The following is a 15,798-nucleotide window of genomic DNA, read 5'->3' as shown; positions in this document are numbered from 1 at the left end:
GCCTAACCAGTAGCTTAAGATCTCATATAAACTCCAGAGCGTGGTCAGGAGATGGTATGAAGAAGATTAGAAGGTGGTAGGGCGAGTTTGGTTCAGGCGGTTCAGTGTTAAGCTTTTTCCGTATAAGGCCTCTAGGGGTGATCGCAGAAAGATCAGAGAGAGCTCTAAGGGAATGCGAACGCAGTCTGGGAGCGGGTAGGAAAATGGCGCTGGCCAAAGGGGCGGTACAGGCCTCACATGTTAAAGTTTGTTAAACACACGTTATGTATACATAAAATATCTCCTGAAACACCTTACATTCACGGTGAATTAATAGATTGACTAATAAACAGAATTACTTATCTTTGCAGAATGTTTAAAAACAAGCGTTTAATTACGTGGTGCCTATTTATAATAATAGCAGTAGCTGCTGGCTGTAAAAGCAAATTTGAAAAATTGCAGCAGAGCAATGATACTGCCAAAAAATACCAGGAAGCAATTCGTCTCTATAACAATAAAAGCTATAGCAAGGCATTGATCCTGTTTGATGATCTGATCCAACGTTATCGTGGCCGTGCCGAAGCCGAAGATCTTTCGTACTATTTCGCTTATACGAATTATAAACTGAGAGACTATACAACCGCAAGATACCAGTTCAAGGTATTTGCCGATACTTATCCAAACAGCCAGAAAGCGGAGGAGTGCCGATTTATGTCGGCTTATTGTTATTACCTGGAATCACCTAATTTTACATTAGACCAGGAAAATACTATCAGAGCGATAGAGTCTATGCAGTTGTTTATCAATTTATATCCAAAAAGCGAACGTGTTGCCGAGGCTAGTAAATTGATCCAGAATCTGCGTGATAAATTGGAGAGTAAAGCATTTGCCAATGCTAAGCTATACCTTACCACTGGTCCTTATGATGCACAAAACTACAGGGCAGCAGTAATAGCGTTTAGAAATGTGCTTCGGGATTACCCAGACACGAAGTACGCTGAGGAAATTGGGTATCTTACCATAAAAGCACAAAACCTTTTTTCAATAAATAGTCTTGAGACGAAACAGGAAGAGCGTTATAATGAGTCAATAGTTATGGCGAATGAATTCCTGGAAGATTTTCCGGCAAGCAAATACGTTAAGGATGTGCAAAACTTAAAAGAAGAAGCAGAACAAGGTATTGCCCGGGCACAAAAGGCGCTGGCACTTGCACAGCCTAAAGCTAAAACAACTGATACCAAACAAGAAGATAAAAAAACTGAAAATGAATAATACTAAAAATACACCTCAAACTATTCCATCGAGTACAGTAACAAGAGATGTTCGCCAATTGGATAAATCAACGGATAATCTTTATGAGTCGCTGGTTATTATAGCAAAGAGAGCTAATCAAATCTCCAACAACTTAAAAGAAGAGTTGCATAATAAACTTTCTGAGTTTGCCTCTTCTAATGACAATTTAGAGGAAGTATTTGAAAACCGGGAGCAGATCGAGATCTCCAAACATTATGAGCGTATGCCAAAACCAACGCTTATTGCTATTGATGAATTCCTGAACGATAAAGTATATCACAGAAACCCGTCTAAGGAGCAAGGTTAATACTACAATCAACCAAAAATTTATAAAAATTACGGGAGCAGCATGAACATGTTGCTCCCGTAATTTTTATGGCAGAATTTTTATGTAAGTTTGAGCATATTATGCTTCAAGGAAAAAACATTTTACTTGGTGTTTGTGGTAGTATAGCAAGTTACAAATCAGCCACCCTGGTACGATTGCTGGTAAAGGCTGGTGCCCACGTGAAAGTGGTAATGACCAAAGATGCTACACATTTTATTACACCTTTAACTCTTTCTACCTTATCTAAAAATCAGGTCTTATCCGAGTATTTTACCGCAAGCACCGGAGAATGGAACAACCACGTAGAACTGGGCCTATGGGCCGACTTGTTCATCATCGCTCCGGCAAGCGCTAACACCATCAGCAAAATGGCAAATGGACTTTGCGACAATCTGCTAACTGCCGTTTATCTTTCTGCCAGGTGTCCGGTATACTTTGCTCCTGCAATGGACTTAGATATGTGGAAGCATCCCTCCACTCAAAACAACATTCAGAAACTGATTTCCTTTGGTAACTTATTAATTAAACCGGCTTACGGCGAGCTAGCCAGCGGCCTGACGGGCGAAGGACGGATGGCAGAACCAGAGGAAATCCTGGAATATCTGGATTCTGAGCAGACACCTGCCCTGCCACTCCATGGTAAGAAAGCGCTGGTAACTGCGGGACCTACTTTTGAAGCAATTGACCCTGTCAGGTTTATCGGCAATCATTCTTCCGGAAAAATGGGCTTCGCTATCGCAGAGCAATTATTTAGCCTAGGGGCTGAAGTTACTTTAATAAGCGGTCCGTCTGCCTTGCAATTAAAAACTGCCCAAATTAAGCGTATTGATATTACCTCCGCACAGGAAATGCTTGACGCCATACATGAGCACTTTTCTGACACGGATATCACCGTCATGAGTGCGGCTGTGGCAGATTACAGGCCGAAAGAGGTGGCTTCTGAAAAAATCAAAAAAGACTCGTCAGAATTTGCTATTGAACTGGTAAAAACAACCGACATTTTATCAGAACTTGGCCGTCTTAAAAGAGATGGGCAGATCCTGGTTGGCTTCGCCCTCGAAACCAATAATGAGGAAGAAAATGCTGTTAAGAAATTAAAAAAGAAAAACCTCGATTTCATTGTTTTAAATTCATTAAAAGACGAAGGTGCAGGTTTTAAGAGCGATACCAACAAAATAACTATCATAGACAGGCATCTTCAAAAAGAAAGCTTCCTTTTGAAGAACAAAGATGAAGTTGCAAAAGATATATGTATAAAAATTATAGATTTGGTGAGATGAGATTTATAGCAGTAATTCTATTGTCTTTAATTTGTTTTTCTCTTAAAGCACAGGATCTGAATGCCAGGGTCCAGCTTTTGTCGCCACAGGTGCAGAACACAAACAAAAGAGCCCTCGATATCCTGGAAACCGCAATTCGCGATTTTCTTAACGGAAGAAAATGGTCGACGGACAACTTTCTTTCCCAGGAAAGGATCGATTGTAACTTTGTTTTAAACATTACAGAATGGGACGGCTCTTCCAATTTCAAAGCCGAAGCTCAGATCCAATCGAGCAGGCCGGTTTTTGGAACCGGCTACAACACCACACTCTTAAATATCAGCGACAAAGATTTTAACTTCACTTATACTGAGGGACAGGCACTTGATTATTCTGACCAGAATTACATCAACAACCTTAGTTCCCTCCTTGCTTACTATGCGTATATTATAATTGGAATAGATTACGATACCTTCTCTAAGATGGCAGGAGCTCCCTATTTCGCCAGGGCGCAAAACGTAGTGAACAACGCTCAAAATGCCGCTTTTGTTGGATGGAAAGCCTTTGAATCTATGAGAAACCGGTATTGGCTAGCCGAAAATCTTACCAACAAAGCGTATCTTCCAATTCGGGAGGTGTTGTATGAATATCACAGAAATGGCCTGGATGTGATGGCAGAAAACCAGTCTAAAGGCAGAAAGTATATATTCAACCTTCTACCACAGCTACAAAAGCTCGATAAACAAAAGCAAGGCTCTATGTTAAACCAGGTATTCTTCACAGCGAAAGCAGATGAGCTGGTTAACCTGATGAGTCAGATATCTCCACAGGAAAGGATACGTTCTTATAACATCCTGAGTGAGGTAGATCCTTCTAATATTACCAAATATGAGCAATTGAAAAAAACCAATTGATACCGTATTGCTTTAAATAAAAAATGCTGAGTCGATTAACAATTCGCAATTATGCCTTAATAGAGAACCTGGATATAAGTTTCTCTGACAATATGAATATTATTACCGGGGAGACTGGTGCTGGTAAATCTATTATACTTGGTGCTTTGTCGCTTATTCTTGGGCAGAGAATTGAAGGCAAGTACTTCTACAACCAACAGAAAAAATGTATCATTGAAGGACATTTTGAAATAGGGAGCTATGGACTGGAGGCAAAATTCCAGGAAAAGGATCTCGATTATGAGGCCGGCACCGTGCTTCGGAGGGAGATTTCTGCTGATGGAAAATCGCGTGCCTTTATTAATGATACACCGGTAAATTTAAGTACACTTAAGGAGCTTGGCGAGTTGCTTATTGATATTCACTCGCAGCATGCCACCCTGGAGATTAACGACGAGCGGTTTCAGCTTCTGGTTGTTGATACACTGGCCGCTAATGAGATATTGCTTAAAAATTACCAGTCCAATTTTCTTGCATACCGCAAAGCGGTATCCCGCCACAAGAAACTTGAAGAGGAATCACAGCAAGCCAGGGCCGACCAGGACTACTTCCAGTTCCAGTTTGAAGAACTGGAGCAAGCATCCTTAATTGCCGATGAGCAGGAGGTACTTGAACATGAGTTAAACAGCCTTACTCATGCTGAAGAAATCAAGAAAAACTTATTGTCTGCTTCTTTTTTATTGAATGAGGACGAGCGTTCGGCTATTCCTCAACTGAAGGAATCATTAAATCAGCTTCAACAGGTTGAGCGTTATTTTCCGGACATTCAATCCCTATCTGAAAGGCTCCAAAGCTGCCTGATAGAAGTTAAAGATATAGCAGCTGAAATTGAAGCTATTGAACAAGACACCAATGTCAATGAAGCCAGGTCGGCCGAAATCAGCGAAAGACTTGACCTTATTTATAAGCTGCAGAAGAAACATCGCGTAAGCTCGAATCAGGAATTACTGGCTATAAGGGAGAGTTTATCTGAGAAATTACATTCAATATCATCGTCAGATGAAGAGTTAAAAACGCTGGAATCTGAGATTGAAAGGCTTAGAGCTGAATTAATCGACCTCTCCGACACCCTGTCGGCAAGCAGGAATGAGATTATTCCGACGGTTGAAAATAAAGTAAAAGAACTTTTAGCCGATATGGAGATGCCGAACTCTGTGCTGAAGATCGAAAACGTTCTGTTAGACGAAGGATCACTAAACAGCTCCGGACGGAACCGCATTCAATTTCTCTTTTCAGCAAATAAGGGACAAGAGCCTGCTCCTATGAATAAGGTAGCGTCTGGCGGGGAGCTTTCGCGGCTCATGCTTGCTATCAAATCACTTATTTCGCGTCACATTTCCATGCCAACCATCATTTTTGATGAGATTGACACCGGTATCTCGGGCGAGGTTGCGTTAAAAGTGGGACGTATGATGGATAAGCTTTCGGAGAGCATGCAGGTTATTACCATCACTCACCTGCCACAGATTGCCAGTAAGGGTCAGTCGCATTATTGGGTTTATAAAGACGATCAAGAGGATACAACCCATACAAATATCCGGGAACTTAATTCTGATGAACGGATCACGGAGATCGCAAAGATGCTGAGCGGCGAAAATCCTGGTGAATTTGCATTACAGCATGCCCGGGAGCTGCTTTCTGGTAAAGATTAGTCTAAAAAGAACGGAAAGAATAGCTGTCAGAAATCTATCCCCCAAATCAATTAGTTTACTTATTTTAGCCGACCAAAATATTTGATAATGGCTTATAACTTATTAAAAGGAAAACGCGGCATCATTACAGGAGCCCTGGATGAAAACTCGATTGCCTGGAAAGTAGCTGAGAAAGCGCATGAAGAAGGCGCAACGTTTGTTCTTACAAATGCACCTATCGCTATGCGTATGGGTGAGATAAAGAAGCTTGCTGAAAAAACAAATTCGGAAATTATTCCGGCAGATGCTACCAATGTAGACGACCTGACAAACTTATTTACTCAGTCTCAGGAAGTGTTAGGTGGAAAGATCGACTTTGTGTTGCATTCCATTGGTATGAGTGTTAATATCCGGAAAAATATTCCATATACAGAGTCTAACTATGAGTACTTCCAGAAAGGAATAGATGTCTCTGCCTTATCTTTTCATAAGATGCTGAGCGTAGCTAAAAAGCTGGATGCTATTAATGAATGGGGAAGCGTTGTGGCGCTTACTTATATGGCTGCACAACGTACTTATCCTTTCTATACTGATATGGCTGACATTAAGGCGATGCTGGAGTCTATTGCCCGCAGCTTCGGTTACCATTACGGTCTGGACAAAAAGGTTCGTATAAATACGGTTTCACAATCGCCAACTAAAACAACGGCAGGAACAGGGATCAAAGGATTTGGCGATTTCTATGACTTTGCCAATTCAATAGCTCCTCTTGGAAATGCAGATGCGGAATCTTGTGCTGATTATTGCATTACCCTGTTCTCTGACCTGACCCGCATGGTTACTATGCAGAATTTATTCCATGATGGAGGATACTCTTCAACGGGAGTAAGTAATGAGGTAATGACTCGTTTGGGGCTGGAAGGATAATTTCTGTGCCTTGAGGGCTCTTGTTAGCACACGCGGCACGCGTGCGCTAACAAGAGCCGCGCGCTAGCGCGTTTGGGGCTGGAAGAATAAATTTAATAACATAAAACAAAAGGCGCTTTTTTTAGCGCCTTTCCTGTTATTTAGTAATCTGATTCTACCAGTATTATTTTTGCAGTTATCATTGCACTGGGTGGTATAACCGTTCCAAGGCCGTCCGAGTTTTCGATCTCAATGACTATCTCACCAGGGCGGCTGATCCAGGTGTAAGAAATACCGTTGTAGACTTGCGGTAATTGCTCATACGTTCGTGGTTCAAATGCAAGATAGGTCAATATACCGCCCCTCGCATTAAAGGTGTCCGAAATCTCGGGCATATCAATTATGGTATAGAGAGATTGACTGCCGTTGCTTGATCTCCAGCTACTGGGAGCGATATCGACAATGATGGTCTGGTTTGGATATATAATTTCCTGGCATCCTGATATGACAAACAGGATAGGTAATAATAGTATAGCTAGTCGTCTCATAATTGTGATAAATAAGTGTGTGTCATTAACAACTATATGACGACTAAAATCTTAAAAGGTTTAATCTCTCAGGGTGTGGTTACCGCAACGGGAATAACTTTTCCATTAAAGAACTTATGCCCTGTCAAAGCAAAATCTGCTATATATTTACCCATTTCAAAAGCAAGCACCGGTGATTCGTATCCGGGAAAGGCATGTTCAAGCATTTCCGTTTGTGCCGATCCCAAGGCCAGGCAGTTAAAACGGATCTTTTGCTCTGCATATTCGAAGGCAAGGCATTCTGTTAAGGTGTGTAGCGCAGCCTTACTGGCCGAATAAGCTGCCAGTCCGGGGAACTTCACACTTCCCTGAAAACCACCCATACTTCCGATATTCACCACATGCGCGTTTTCGTTTAACAATGGCAGCATATGATGGATCATTTTCGCATGCCCTAAAAGATTGCTTTGCAGCATTTCCGCAAAATCAAGCTGGGTAGTTTCTGCAAAAGGTTTATTAATTAACTGACCAGCATTATTGATCAGGATGTCTACATGTCCGATACGGTCCTTTACGAAGTTCAATAGTGAAGAATAGTCATCGTGGACAATATCGAATTTCGCAGGAAAAAGCCTCGCATCGGGATTTAAGCTGGTCCCTATCTCATACAGCTTTTTCAATTTGTCTTCTGAGCGGGCAAGTGCAACCACCTCATGCTCGCCGCTTAAAATAAGTTCAAGTGCAGCTTCAAAACCGACGCCGCTACTGGCACCTGTTATAATAATCTTCATATTAAACGCATTAAATATCCAGGTTTAGGATGGGCGAAAATATTAATAAATCCTATTCTATAACCTACCAGATCACTGAAAGTTTAAATAAGCTTTTTAAAGTGACGAATGCTTTTGTAGGTGCTGTCAGTCTATGGTGCTGTCAGCTTCCCTTTCGAAGGCCGCTGCCTCTTCTTCTTTAGGTGCATCGCCAAATTCTTTTGACTTGTACACAAACCACATACCGGGTAGGGCAGCTATTGTTGAGATAAACAAGAATGTTAACGTTACGAATACCGCCAGGTCTTCTTTCATATCGAAAACATCTGACGCGTGCGTCATTACATACTCGCGTAAGCCGAAGCCCCCGAAACTGATAGGAATAACTGTCGCTAATGAGGACACCAAGAAACTAAATAAGTAAGGAGAAAACTTCCCTTGAAAATCCTGCGAAAGCAATATACATATTACACTAACCAGCTGCATCGACTGAGCAACAGACGATTTAATGTGCGCAGGGATGAAGCATTTAGCGTAGTCGGGGAAAAACTTCTTTAGTACAATGTAATAAATAGCCGTGCCAAAAAACAGTGCTACAACAGGAAGCACCCAGTTGATCTCAATCTTAGGGATTAAGATAATTAAGGTTACGCAAAGCACACCAATAGCCCAGAGTCCGCTGACCCGGTCCAATAACATAGCTAAAAAAATCCGCTTGGTGGGTAGTTGAAATCTCTTACGGAGAATATAAAGCTTAAAGCCATCGCCACCAATGCCGCCTGGAAGAAATACATTATAAAAGAGCCCCAGCATGTAAAGCCTTAGATTATAACCATACGTTACATTTAGACCTATTGAATGCAAGAAGCTAAGCAGTCTCCAGGACGAGGCCAGTTGAGAGGTACAATAGGCAAGAAAGGCAAGGAAAATATAAAACGGATCGCTTTTTAAAAAAACATTCTTGACTTCCTGAAGGTCTATCTTCAGGGAAATTAGATAGACCAGCAGGATGGTGAATCCTATCTTAAGAAAAATTTTAAAGAGATTAATTAGTTTCTTCTTGTCCATTAAAAATGCGTCTTACCTGGTATGTTTTTCGGTTTGTACCTTCGAAATATGTCCTTATACTTATTTCTGCCAAAATTCCTATCGTTATTAATTGAATGCCGCCAAACAGGAATATAAGTCCCAGAATCAATATGGGCTTGCCCCAAATATCCTGACCAAGGATCTTAAGAACCAGCAAATAGAAATTAATCAAAATTCCAAAAGCCAGGGATATAAAACCCAGGGTTCCAAACAAATGCATAGGCTTCTGAATATACTTCCTGAAGAACACCATGGTGATCAGATCGGCCATAACTTTAAAGGTTCGGCTTAAGCCATATTTTGACTTCCCGAACATCCGCGCATGGTGTTTTACATCCACCTGAGTGATATTGGCGCCCTGCAGCTTTGCCAGTACGGGGATAAAGCGGTGTAATTCGCCATAGATCCCTAAATCTTCGGCTATTTCTCTTTTGAATACCTTTAACGTACAACCATAATCTTTAATATAAACTCCAGTCATGCGGCGAATCAAAGCGTTGGCAATTTTGGAAGGAACCTTTCTTAGAAACACCCCATCCTGCCGGTTCTTCCTGTTACCCGCAACTACATCCCAGTCTTCATCCTTTAGTTTCTGCAGCATAAAGGGGATATCGGAAGGATCATTTTGCAGGTCGCCATCCAGCAGTGCCAGGTAGGTGCCGCTCGTGTGATCGATCCCTGCAGTCATAGCTGTACTTTGACCATAGTTTTTCCTTAGCTCCACAAGAATGATACGCTCATCCGCATATTTACAAATCTCCTTTTGGGTACCATCGCCGGATCCGTCATCAACAAACACTACTTCAAAGTCAATTCCCACCAGGGCTTCACGAATTGCCGTTATCAGCGGTGCGATATTCTCGCGTTCGTTCAAAACCGTGATTACTACTGAAAGCTCTCTCATTCTACTTTAAATAATTTAAGATTTCCCTCGTATGCTTTTAACAAAACTGCTTTAGGGTTTTTAAGATCACGATCAAACGTTAAATAATATCCCGGGCTGACATCCTCCTCCACAAATTCCACTTTGCTCATCCTGGAACGTTCTATATAAAAAATGAGCCTGTCGTGAAAAGGAATAGAAGGTATTTCCGGATGGTATTGATAAAAATAGAAAGGCTGTCCGGCAGACTTCTCTCCCATCTCAATACTTATATTCTTAAACAACACCGACTCTGCCCGCTGGTAACGGTGCGGCAGCACGAACCAACTGAAACCTAAACGCACAGTTAACAATAGAACTATAAAGGGAATGAACTTATGCTCTTCTAACTTATATATACACCATGCAGCTAGTGCGCATAAGCAGAACACGAGTAAAACCTTAAAAGGAATAGCCGGCACAACCTGCCCCAGACCTGCAAATAATGCCAGCGGCACCGAAACGGTTATCAGTAAAGCTATGATGAGCAAAATTGCATGAAATATCCTGTTCACTTTCGGAAAATCATTCCTGTAGGCATAATACGCATGTACTAATACTATGATCAGCAAAGGATAAAGCATTAACAAATAACGGGGACGCGTTTCAGGTGAAAGCCAATAGATCCAGATATTTGCCAGAAAAGTAAGGCTCAGAAACTTCAGGAATTCATTCTGCCGGATTCCTTTTAGAAACCTCTTGTGGAAGCAGAAAAGGATGAACAAGGTAGCAGGAAAAATATGTCCAAGGTGTTCAAACGGAAATGCAGCGAGATGCCTGATGGTTTTTGCAAGGCTGGTATTTGCCGCAGTTCTCTGGCTGCTTTGATCCCATATTGTATTAAAATATCCTTCAAGGTTATTATTGTATAAGGAATAATTATAAAAATATGCCCCAATAATAGAAAGACAAAAGAGCCCGGACAAGATGTGCTGCCAGCTAAACAACCTTTTTATATTGCCAGAATAGATCAGTAGAGTGATAATTGTGAAGCCCTGGAAGACTATTGAAGGCATTCCCTTACACAGAAATGTGATAGCAGTGATCAGATATGACGTAAAGAATAGCATAAACCACTCCTGTTTCTTATAGAAGTAGAAGATGCTCATAAAAGAAATAAAGGTTAGCCAGGAATAAAATATATCAATATGCCCCAGCATAGAGTCATACAATAACATCCGGCCATTAATCATGAAGAACATTCCACTAACCAAAGCCACCCGCCTATCTTTTAAAAAATGGCTGACGGCATAATATATGGTGATTGCAAAGAGAAACATGGGTATTACTGCCGGCAGCCTGGTAATAAATTCGCTGTAGCTTCCTGAGAGCGAATACAGGCCTGCCAGTATCCAATTATAGAAAGGTGGCTTGTTATAATAATATTCGCCGCCAATGGTTGGTACCCAAAAGTTCTTGCTCAAAATCATCTCCAGGGCAACATTAGCCCTGGTGGACTCATCTGCAAACAGCGGTAAAAGTCCAAGATTTAGAAAAAACGCTGGAACTGCTGCTATTAAGAGAAAGAAAAATACTTTGCCGGGATTGTTCTGTATATAGGTATCAAGTTTTCGCATCTGCGGAGCAAAGATATAAAAGGGATTAGCTGCTTGCTAATTGCTTAGCATGATTTTAAAAGTTGTTCCTTTTCCCACTTCACTCTCTACTGTTATATTGCCACCGAGTGATTCCACCTGGGCTTTCGTCATGTGCAAACCCAGTCCTTTTCCTTCACTTTGATCAGAAAACCGCTTATATAAACCAAATATCTGGTCTTTATATACATTCAGATCAATGCCTATTCCATTATCTGAAAACTCTATCAATACACCTTCAGATCTTCTGACTGCCTTAATAGCTATTTTTAGCGGTCGCGTGTGATCTTTAAATTTAATTGCGTTTGAAAGCAAACTGTGTATGATACTTTGTATATAACTTTTTATACTGGTGAACTGATCTGCTTCTGAACTGATCTCTGTGGAGATCACCGCGTTTGAATTTTTAATCTGCTGTTCCAGATCGTAACAGACTATCTTGATCATATCAGACAATGTCAGATCTTCTTTAATCTCATTCAAGGGTGAGCGTGCTGAAAGCACATTGTTCAAATCCCTTATTAATTTGTCGATAGATTCTGCCGACTCCTTCAGATAAGAATACATGTTATTGGTTTCTTCTTCAGGCAGTCCCATGTTCAATAGATAGGTTGCTCCTAATATGTTAGCCACCGGCGCCCTCAAATTGTGCGACACCACATAGTTGAACTGCATAAGTTCATTATACCTGTGATTAATTTCTTTGATGAGCTTTTCGCGGAGTTCCTCATTTTGCTTCTTTTCGGTAATATTCTGGGATAAAAGCACCACCGATTGAACATTTCCATTATGGCTTCTAACCGGTCCCATGTTCACATCATACCATTCCCACCCTGCTACGCCTTTCCCTTGTATCTCTAATCGCTGCACATGACCCAGGTTAAAACAGTCTTCCAGTCTACTATTGAAAACATCCTGGTACTTATCAGCAACCAGATCTAACACCGATGCTCCTATGACGTCTTCACGCTTTCGCACCTTAAGAAAATTGATATAAGTGATCATTCTATCCCTGTCGACCTCCGTAATGAGCACAGGTGAACTTTCGGCAATAGCTTTAAAATGATTTTCGCGATTGGCCAGTGCTTCTTCGGATAATTTAAGGTCTGTAATATCCTGAACCACGCCAAAGATATATTCCTCCTCATTCGCCTGAGCGGCTGACGATTGTTCTTTTATGTACTTTATAGTCCCTTCGCTGGTAATAATCCGGTATTCAATGGAATAGGAAGACCGACTACGCTTCCCTTCTTCTAATATCTTCGACGCATATTCTCTGTCGGCAGGATGGATATATTTTCGATAATTATCATATGATAGAGGAGTGTCCGTTCTATTTATGCCCAGGATTTCAAATATTACATCGCTCCAGTCGAGCTTATCCACCTTAAAATACCATACCCAGTATCCTACCTTGGCCAGCTTATGACTAACGGACAGAAGATTCTCGCGCCGGAGAAGTTCGTTCTGCACGAGCTTCAGGGCGGTGATATTTAAGCCGTATACTATCTTATATCCTACTTCTTCAGTCGCCAGGGGTGATTTGAAAGGCTTAACTGTACGTACGTAGAAACGCTTATTTCCTTCTGTATCAACTAACTCCTCGATCCATTCAACCGGCTTCTTTAGCGTGTCAACAAGTTTGTACATGTTGTACCGTGCTGCAGCTATTTCTGATGAAACATTTTTTTTAATGCAATAGTCGTAATCATCTTTACCTATGATCCATTGCCGCAACTTCTCATCTTTAATTGCAGATTCGTTTACCAAACGGTACTTATTCTCCTGATCAAAAACGGCAATATCTACATTTACGTTATTAATAATATTTTCATAAAACCCTCTGGTTTCCCTGATATCATTTTCGTTTGATTCAGGCCATGGTGCTTGTTTATGGTGCTTCCTGGCTGATATGCCCGAGGATATATCAGTAATATGTCCATCAATGAATAGCAGGTTACCGTTGTCATCAAAAACGCCCTTCGCATTTTCGCTTACCCATTTCAGTTTGCCATTTTTATCTGTAATCCGGTATTCGTAATACCAAGGGGTATTCTGTGACAGATGAAAGGATATATGCTCCCAAACCGCCTGGCGGTCTTCGGGATGAGTGATTGAAGAAAGTGTTGCAATCTCTCCCCGGAAATCATGCTGAGTAAAACCGGTAAGATCGAGGCATCCGGGATTTACATAAAGTACTGCGCGCAGCTGATCAAACTTGCACCGGTATAGCATACCAGGAAGGTTGTCGAGCAGGTTTCGAAAATCAGAACTATCAAAAGCAACCTTATCCATACTTTAGGCCTGGCGGAGGCACGCAAACATCATTAATCCCCCTAATATAAAGTATAAACTCCTATGTAGTAAATAATCGGTTTAATTTTTCAAGATAGTTGTGATTGTGGCGTGTACGCTACTCAAAACTTGACGTTGATACCAGCAAAAAAGCTCCTTGTAGAAGCAGGATTGAAATACCGACCACCAAATGCATTGAGATCGTTGCCCAAGCTATATCTTTCGTTCAACACATTATCCACTCCTGCGAAAAGCACTGCCTTGTCGGCAGTTACTTTCAATTTCCATGATGCCCTGGCACTTACCAGGTGATATTCATCTGCATAAACAGCGTTGGCATCATTAAGTGGTAAGCGGGAAGTAAAGCTATGCTGAACAAATAAATTGAGCCTGTCGAGAGTCAAAGCCTCTAAGGACGTCACCACACTGCTTTTGGGAACGCCGGTTAAGTTGTTTCCTGAAAAGTCTGCGCCTCCGCTGGTATATTTTGAAAATTTAAAGGAGCTTAAAGTAAGGCTGTTTCGGAAAAGAAGGGTTTTTATAAAGCGTTTTTCTGAAGCTCTGATCAACCAGGCAATAAGCTCTGATTCAAACCCATGCTGATCTGTACCTCCGGCATTTATATAATAGTCGCGATCGTCAGTTGCGACACCGCGCACAATTGCATCCTTTAAATGGTAATAAAAGTAAACAGCATCCCAGTACACCCTGTTGTTGAAGGCGTTCAGCCTCAGGCCAATCTCGTGATTCCATCCTTTCTCAGCCTCTATACCGGTGTTGATCTCCATATTGGAAGGATTTACTTCTTCAAGAGTTGGCGGAGAATATCCCCGGCTAAGTGACGCTCTGACTGCAATAGATGGCTTTAGCAAATAGGATGCTGCGAACCTCGGCATTACCTGGTTTTTAAACTGTCTTTTATTTAAAGGTGCCACTGACGGATAAAAGCTTTCGTAGTTGTAGCTGAAAAAATTTACGCTAACAGCCGATTCTAGGTTTAATTTCGGTATCGGATTTACCGATAAATGGGCAAAACCAAAACCCTGGCTCGCCTTAAACTTATCTGAGGTTTGCATTAAGCCCATCTCTCCGGATTCGTTATCATATCTATCAACCTCTAATGAGGTTTGCTGTCCCTCAAAACCGGTTTGCAAATACCAATTCCGCTTTCCCCCTGTTGTTTCCAGATAAGTTCTCAGACCTGCAGAATTCTCATTTCTGAATTCATAGTTATTTATCGTTGGGTTCTTAAAATCCGTATGCGAAGCAGTTAAGGAAACCACATGTTTCAGGTTACTGCTTAATTGGATTTCGTGAGATAAACCTGCCAAAATCGTTTCATTAAATATTTCAGCTTGCTGGGCCAAAGATTGTGGCCGTGCAGCTCTCCGGTTTGCGTTCAACTGTTCGAGGGTTAATCCTCCCGGAGTTTCATATTGCAAATCAGAGAATAGAATTATAGCGTTTAGCTTCCCCGACTCAGAATAATTCCATCGTGGAAGTATGTGAACATACTTTCTCTCCAGGCTGCTATTCTCCCGGTAACCATCAGAGCGCTGATAGGCTTCGTTAACGTTGAGCTGGAAATCTTTCCACTTGTGTTTCAGGCTTAGGTTCTGATGAAGAAGCCCATATGAGCCTCCGGTAACACTGGCAGAAGCGTAGGAGCTATCCGATTGAATGTCGCCCGGATGAATTGCTAGAACGCCACCGGAATTTGCTCCGTAAATGCTCCCTTCAGGGCCCTTCAAAACTTCTATCTCATTTGTACTACCCGCATCAAGAATATTGAGATAAGTATTCCCCCCGGCATCAGTAAGCATAAAATCATCCATATAGATCTTCACATTCCTAATACCAAAAGGCGATCGCAATAAACTTCCGCGAATAGATAGACGATAACTGCCCGGAGAACGCTCTTCCATTCTTATCCCAGGGATCGAATTCAGTGCAGGCAGTAGTGAATAAGGGGGATGATTCTTAAATATCGAGGAATCTACGATACTGACACTGGCTGGCAGCGTTAACAGTGGCCTGTTGGAAAAATAAGACCTAACCACCACTTCCTTGAGCTGGGCAGAGTCTTTTAACTGCCTTGCTTTAACGCAATAGCACGAGAAAAATAAAACAATAATAATAAGGTACTTCTTCATGTATGCTTCCGTGGTGTAAGTATATAAAAATATCTGATGCTTTAACAGGCGATCACGCTTATTAGATTTAACCTGCATTTTTTAAAACTCAAGTACTT

Annotated in this window: 13 protein-coding genes; 6 read left to right on the top strand and 7 right to left on the bottom strand. The window is 41.5% G+C overall.

Annotation, left to right across the window (positions count from 1 at the left end):
* The first annotated feature begins 351 nt into the window (after positions 1-351).
* The 6 genes from J3P37_RS19265 to J3P37_RS19240 all read left to right on the top strand — a co-directional run bounded on the left by J3P37_RS19265 (position 352) and on the right by J3P37_RS19240 (position 6,370).
* Positions 352-1,251: an outer membrane protein assembly factor BamD gene (locus J3P37_RS19265; RefSeq protein WP_256012992.1), complete on the top strand. Its 900-nt coding sequence runs from the start codon at positions 352-354 to the stop codon at positions 1,249-1,251.
* Positions 1,244-1,579 carry a DNA-directed RNA polymerase subunit omega gene (locus J3P37_RS19260; protein ID WP_256012991.1) on the top strand — a complete coding sequence of 112 codons (336 nt, stop codon included), beginning with the start codon at positions 1,244-1,246 and terminating at the stop codon, positions 1,577-1,579. The genes J3P37_RS19265 and J3P37_RS19260 overlap by 8 nt, the downstream gene beginning before the upstream one ends.
* A gap of 101 nt (positions 1,580-1,680) precedes the next feature.
* Entirely contained in the window at positions 1,681-2,880 is a 1,200-nt protein-coding gene (gene coaBC / locus J3P37_RS19255; protein ID WP_256012990.1) for a bifunctional phosphopantothenoylcysteine decarboxylase/phosphopantothenate--cysteine ligase CoaBC, read from the top strand.
* Entirely contained in the window at positions 2,877-3,773 is an 897-nt protein-coding gene (porD, locus tag J3P37_RS19250; RefSeq protein WP_256012989.1) for a type IX secretion system protein PorD, read from the top strand. The genes coaBC and porD overlap by 4 nt, the downstream gene beginning before the upstream one ends.
* 23 nt (positions 3,774-3,796) lie before the next feature.
* Positions 3,797-5,464 (top strand): DNA repair protein RecN, encoded by a 1,668-nt coding sequence (gene recN, locus J3P37_RS19245; protein ID WP_256012988.1) that lies wholly within the window; start codon positions 3,797-3,799, stop codon positions 5,462-5,464.
* A gap of 87 nt (positions 5,465-5,551) precedes the next feature.
* The gene (locus J3P37_RS19240; protein ID WP_256012987.1) at positions 5,552-6,370 is read left to right on the top strand and encodes an enoyl-ACP reductase FabI; all 819 of its coding nucleotides are present in this window, start codon (positions 5,552-5,554) and stop codon (positions 6,368-6,370) included.
* A 140-nt stretch (positions 6,371-6,510) separates the two neighbouring features.
* On the opposite strand, the gene J3P37_RS19235 is transcribed toward J3P37_RS19240, so the two are convergent.
* The 7 genes from J3P37_RS19235 to J3P37_RS19205 all read right to left on the bottom strand — a co-directional run bounded on the left by J3P37_RS19235 (position 6,511) and on the right by J3P37_RS19205 (position 15,778).
* Positions 6,511-6,897 (bottom strand): hypothetical protein, encoded by a 387-nt coding sequence (locus J3P37_RS19235; RefSeq protein ID WP_256012986.1) that lies wholly within the window; start codon positions 6,895-6,897, stop codon positions 6,511-6,513.
* 68 nt (positions 6,898-6,965) lie between these two features.
* Positions 6,966-7,667, bottom strand: coding sequence for an SDR family NAD(P)-dependent oxidoreductase (locus tag J3P37_RS19230; protein WP_256012985.1), 702 nt, complete (start codon positions 7,665-7,667; stop codon positions 6,966-6,968).
* A gap of 126 nt (positions 7,668-7,793) precedes the next feature.
* Positions 7,794-8,714: a lysylphosphatidylglycerol synthase transmembrane domain-containing protein gene (locus tag J3P37_RS19225; RefSeq protein WP_256012984.1), complete on the bottom strand. Its 921-nt coding sequence runs from the start codon at positions 8,712-8,714 to the stop codon at positions 7,794-7,796.
* Positions 8,692-9,639, bottom strand: coding sequence for a glycosyltransferase family 2 protein (locus J3P37_RS19220; RefSeq protein WP_256012983.1), 948 nt, complete (start codon positions 9,637-9,639; stop codon positions 8,692-8,694). Before J3P37_RS19220 ends, J3P37_RS19225 begins: the two co-directional genes overlap by 23 nt.
* A complete protein-coding gene (locus J3P37_RS19215; protein WP_256012982.1) occupies positions 9,636-11,234 on the bottom strand; it encodes an ArnT family glycosyltransferase in 1,599 nt (532 codons plus the stop codon). Before J3P37_RS19215 ends, J3P37_RS19220 begins: the two co-directional genes overlap by 4 nt.
* A 36-nt stretch (positions 11,235-11,270) precedes the next feature.
* Entirely contained in the window at positions 11,271-13,547 is a 2,277-nt protein-coding gene (locus J3P37_RS19210) for a PAS domain-containing sensor histidine kinase (RefSeq protein ID WP_256012981.1), read from the bottom strand.
* A gap of 122 nt (positions 13,548-13,669) precedes the next feature.
* A complete protein-coding gene (locus tag J3P37_RS19205; protein WP_256012980.1) occupies positions 13,670-15,778 on the bottom strand; it encodes a TonB-dependent receptor in 2,109 nt (702 codons plus the stop codon).
* Positions 15,779-15,798: the final 20 nt, after the last annotated feature.

Origin of the sequence: Desertivirga xinjiangensis (genome assembly GCF_024436435.1) — a bacterium.
GTDB lineage: Bacteria > Bacteroidota > Bacteroidia > Sphingobacteriales > Sphingobacteriaceae > Desertivirga > Desertivirga xinjiangensis.
The sequence above is the reverse complement of the archived record's forward strand: the minus strand, read 5'-3'. Positions and strand labels throughout refer to the sequence as shown.

Bases quoted from the DNA above. Each gene is read 5' to 3' on its own strand.
- recN (WP_256012988.1), top strand. From the start codon at position 3,797: ATGCTGAGTCGATTAACAATTCGCAATTATGCCTTAATAGAGAACCTG.
- J3P37_RS19230 (WP_256012985.1), bottom strand. From the start codon at position 7,667: ATGAAGATTATTATAACAGGTGCCAGTAGCGGCGTCGGTTTTGAAGCT.
- J3P37_RS19220 (WP_256012983.1), bottom strand. From the start codon at position 9,639: ATGAGAGAGCTTTCAGTAGTAATCACGGTTTTGAACGAACGCGAGAAT.
- J3P37_RS19205 (WP_256012980.1), bottom strand. From the start codon at position 15,778: ATGCAGGTTAAATCTAATAAGCGTGATCGCCTGTTAAAGCATCAGATA.
- J3P37_RS19210 (WP_256012981.1), bottom strand. From the start codon at position 13,547: ATGGATAAGGTTGCTTTTGATAGTTCTGATTTTCGAAACCTGCTCGAC.
- J3P37_RS19215 (WP_256012982.1), bottom strand. From the start codon at position 11,234: ATGCGAAAACTTGATACCTATATACAGAACAATCCCGGCAAAGTATTT.
- J3P37_RS19265 (WP_256012992.1), top strand. From the start codon at position 352: ATGTTTAAAAACAAGCGTTTAATTACGTGGTGCCTATTTATAATAATA.
- J3P37_RS19240 (WP_256012987.1), top strand. From the start codon at position 5,552: ATGGCTTATAACTTATTAAAAGGAAAACGCGGCATCATTACAGGAGCC.
- porD (WP_256012989.1), top strand. From the start codon at position 2,877: ATGAGATTTATAGCAGTAATTCTATTGTCTTTAATTTGTTTTTCTCTT.
- J3P37_RS19235 (WP_256012986.1), bottom strand. From the start codon at position 6,897: ATGAGACGACTAGCTATACTATTATTACCTATCCTGTTTGTCATATCA.
- coaBC (WP_256012990.1), top strand. From the start codon at position 1,681: ATGCTTCAAGGAAAAAACATTTTACTTGGTGTTTGTGGTAGTATAGCA.
- J3P37_RS19225 (WP_256012984.1), bottom strand. From the start codon at position 8,714: ATGGACAAGAAGAAACTAATTAATCTCTTTAAAATTTTTCTTAAGATA.
- J3P37_RS19260 (WP_256012991.1), top strand. From the start codon at position 1,244: ATGAATAATACTAAAAATACACCTCAAACTATTCCATCGAGTACAGTA.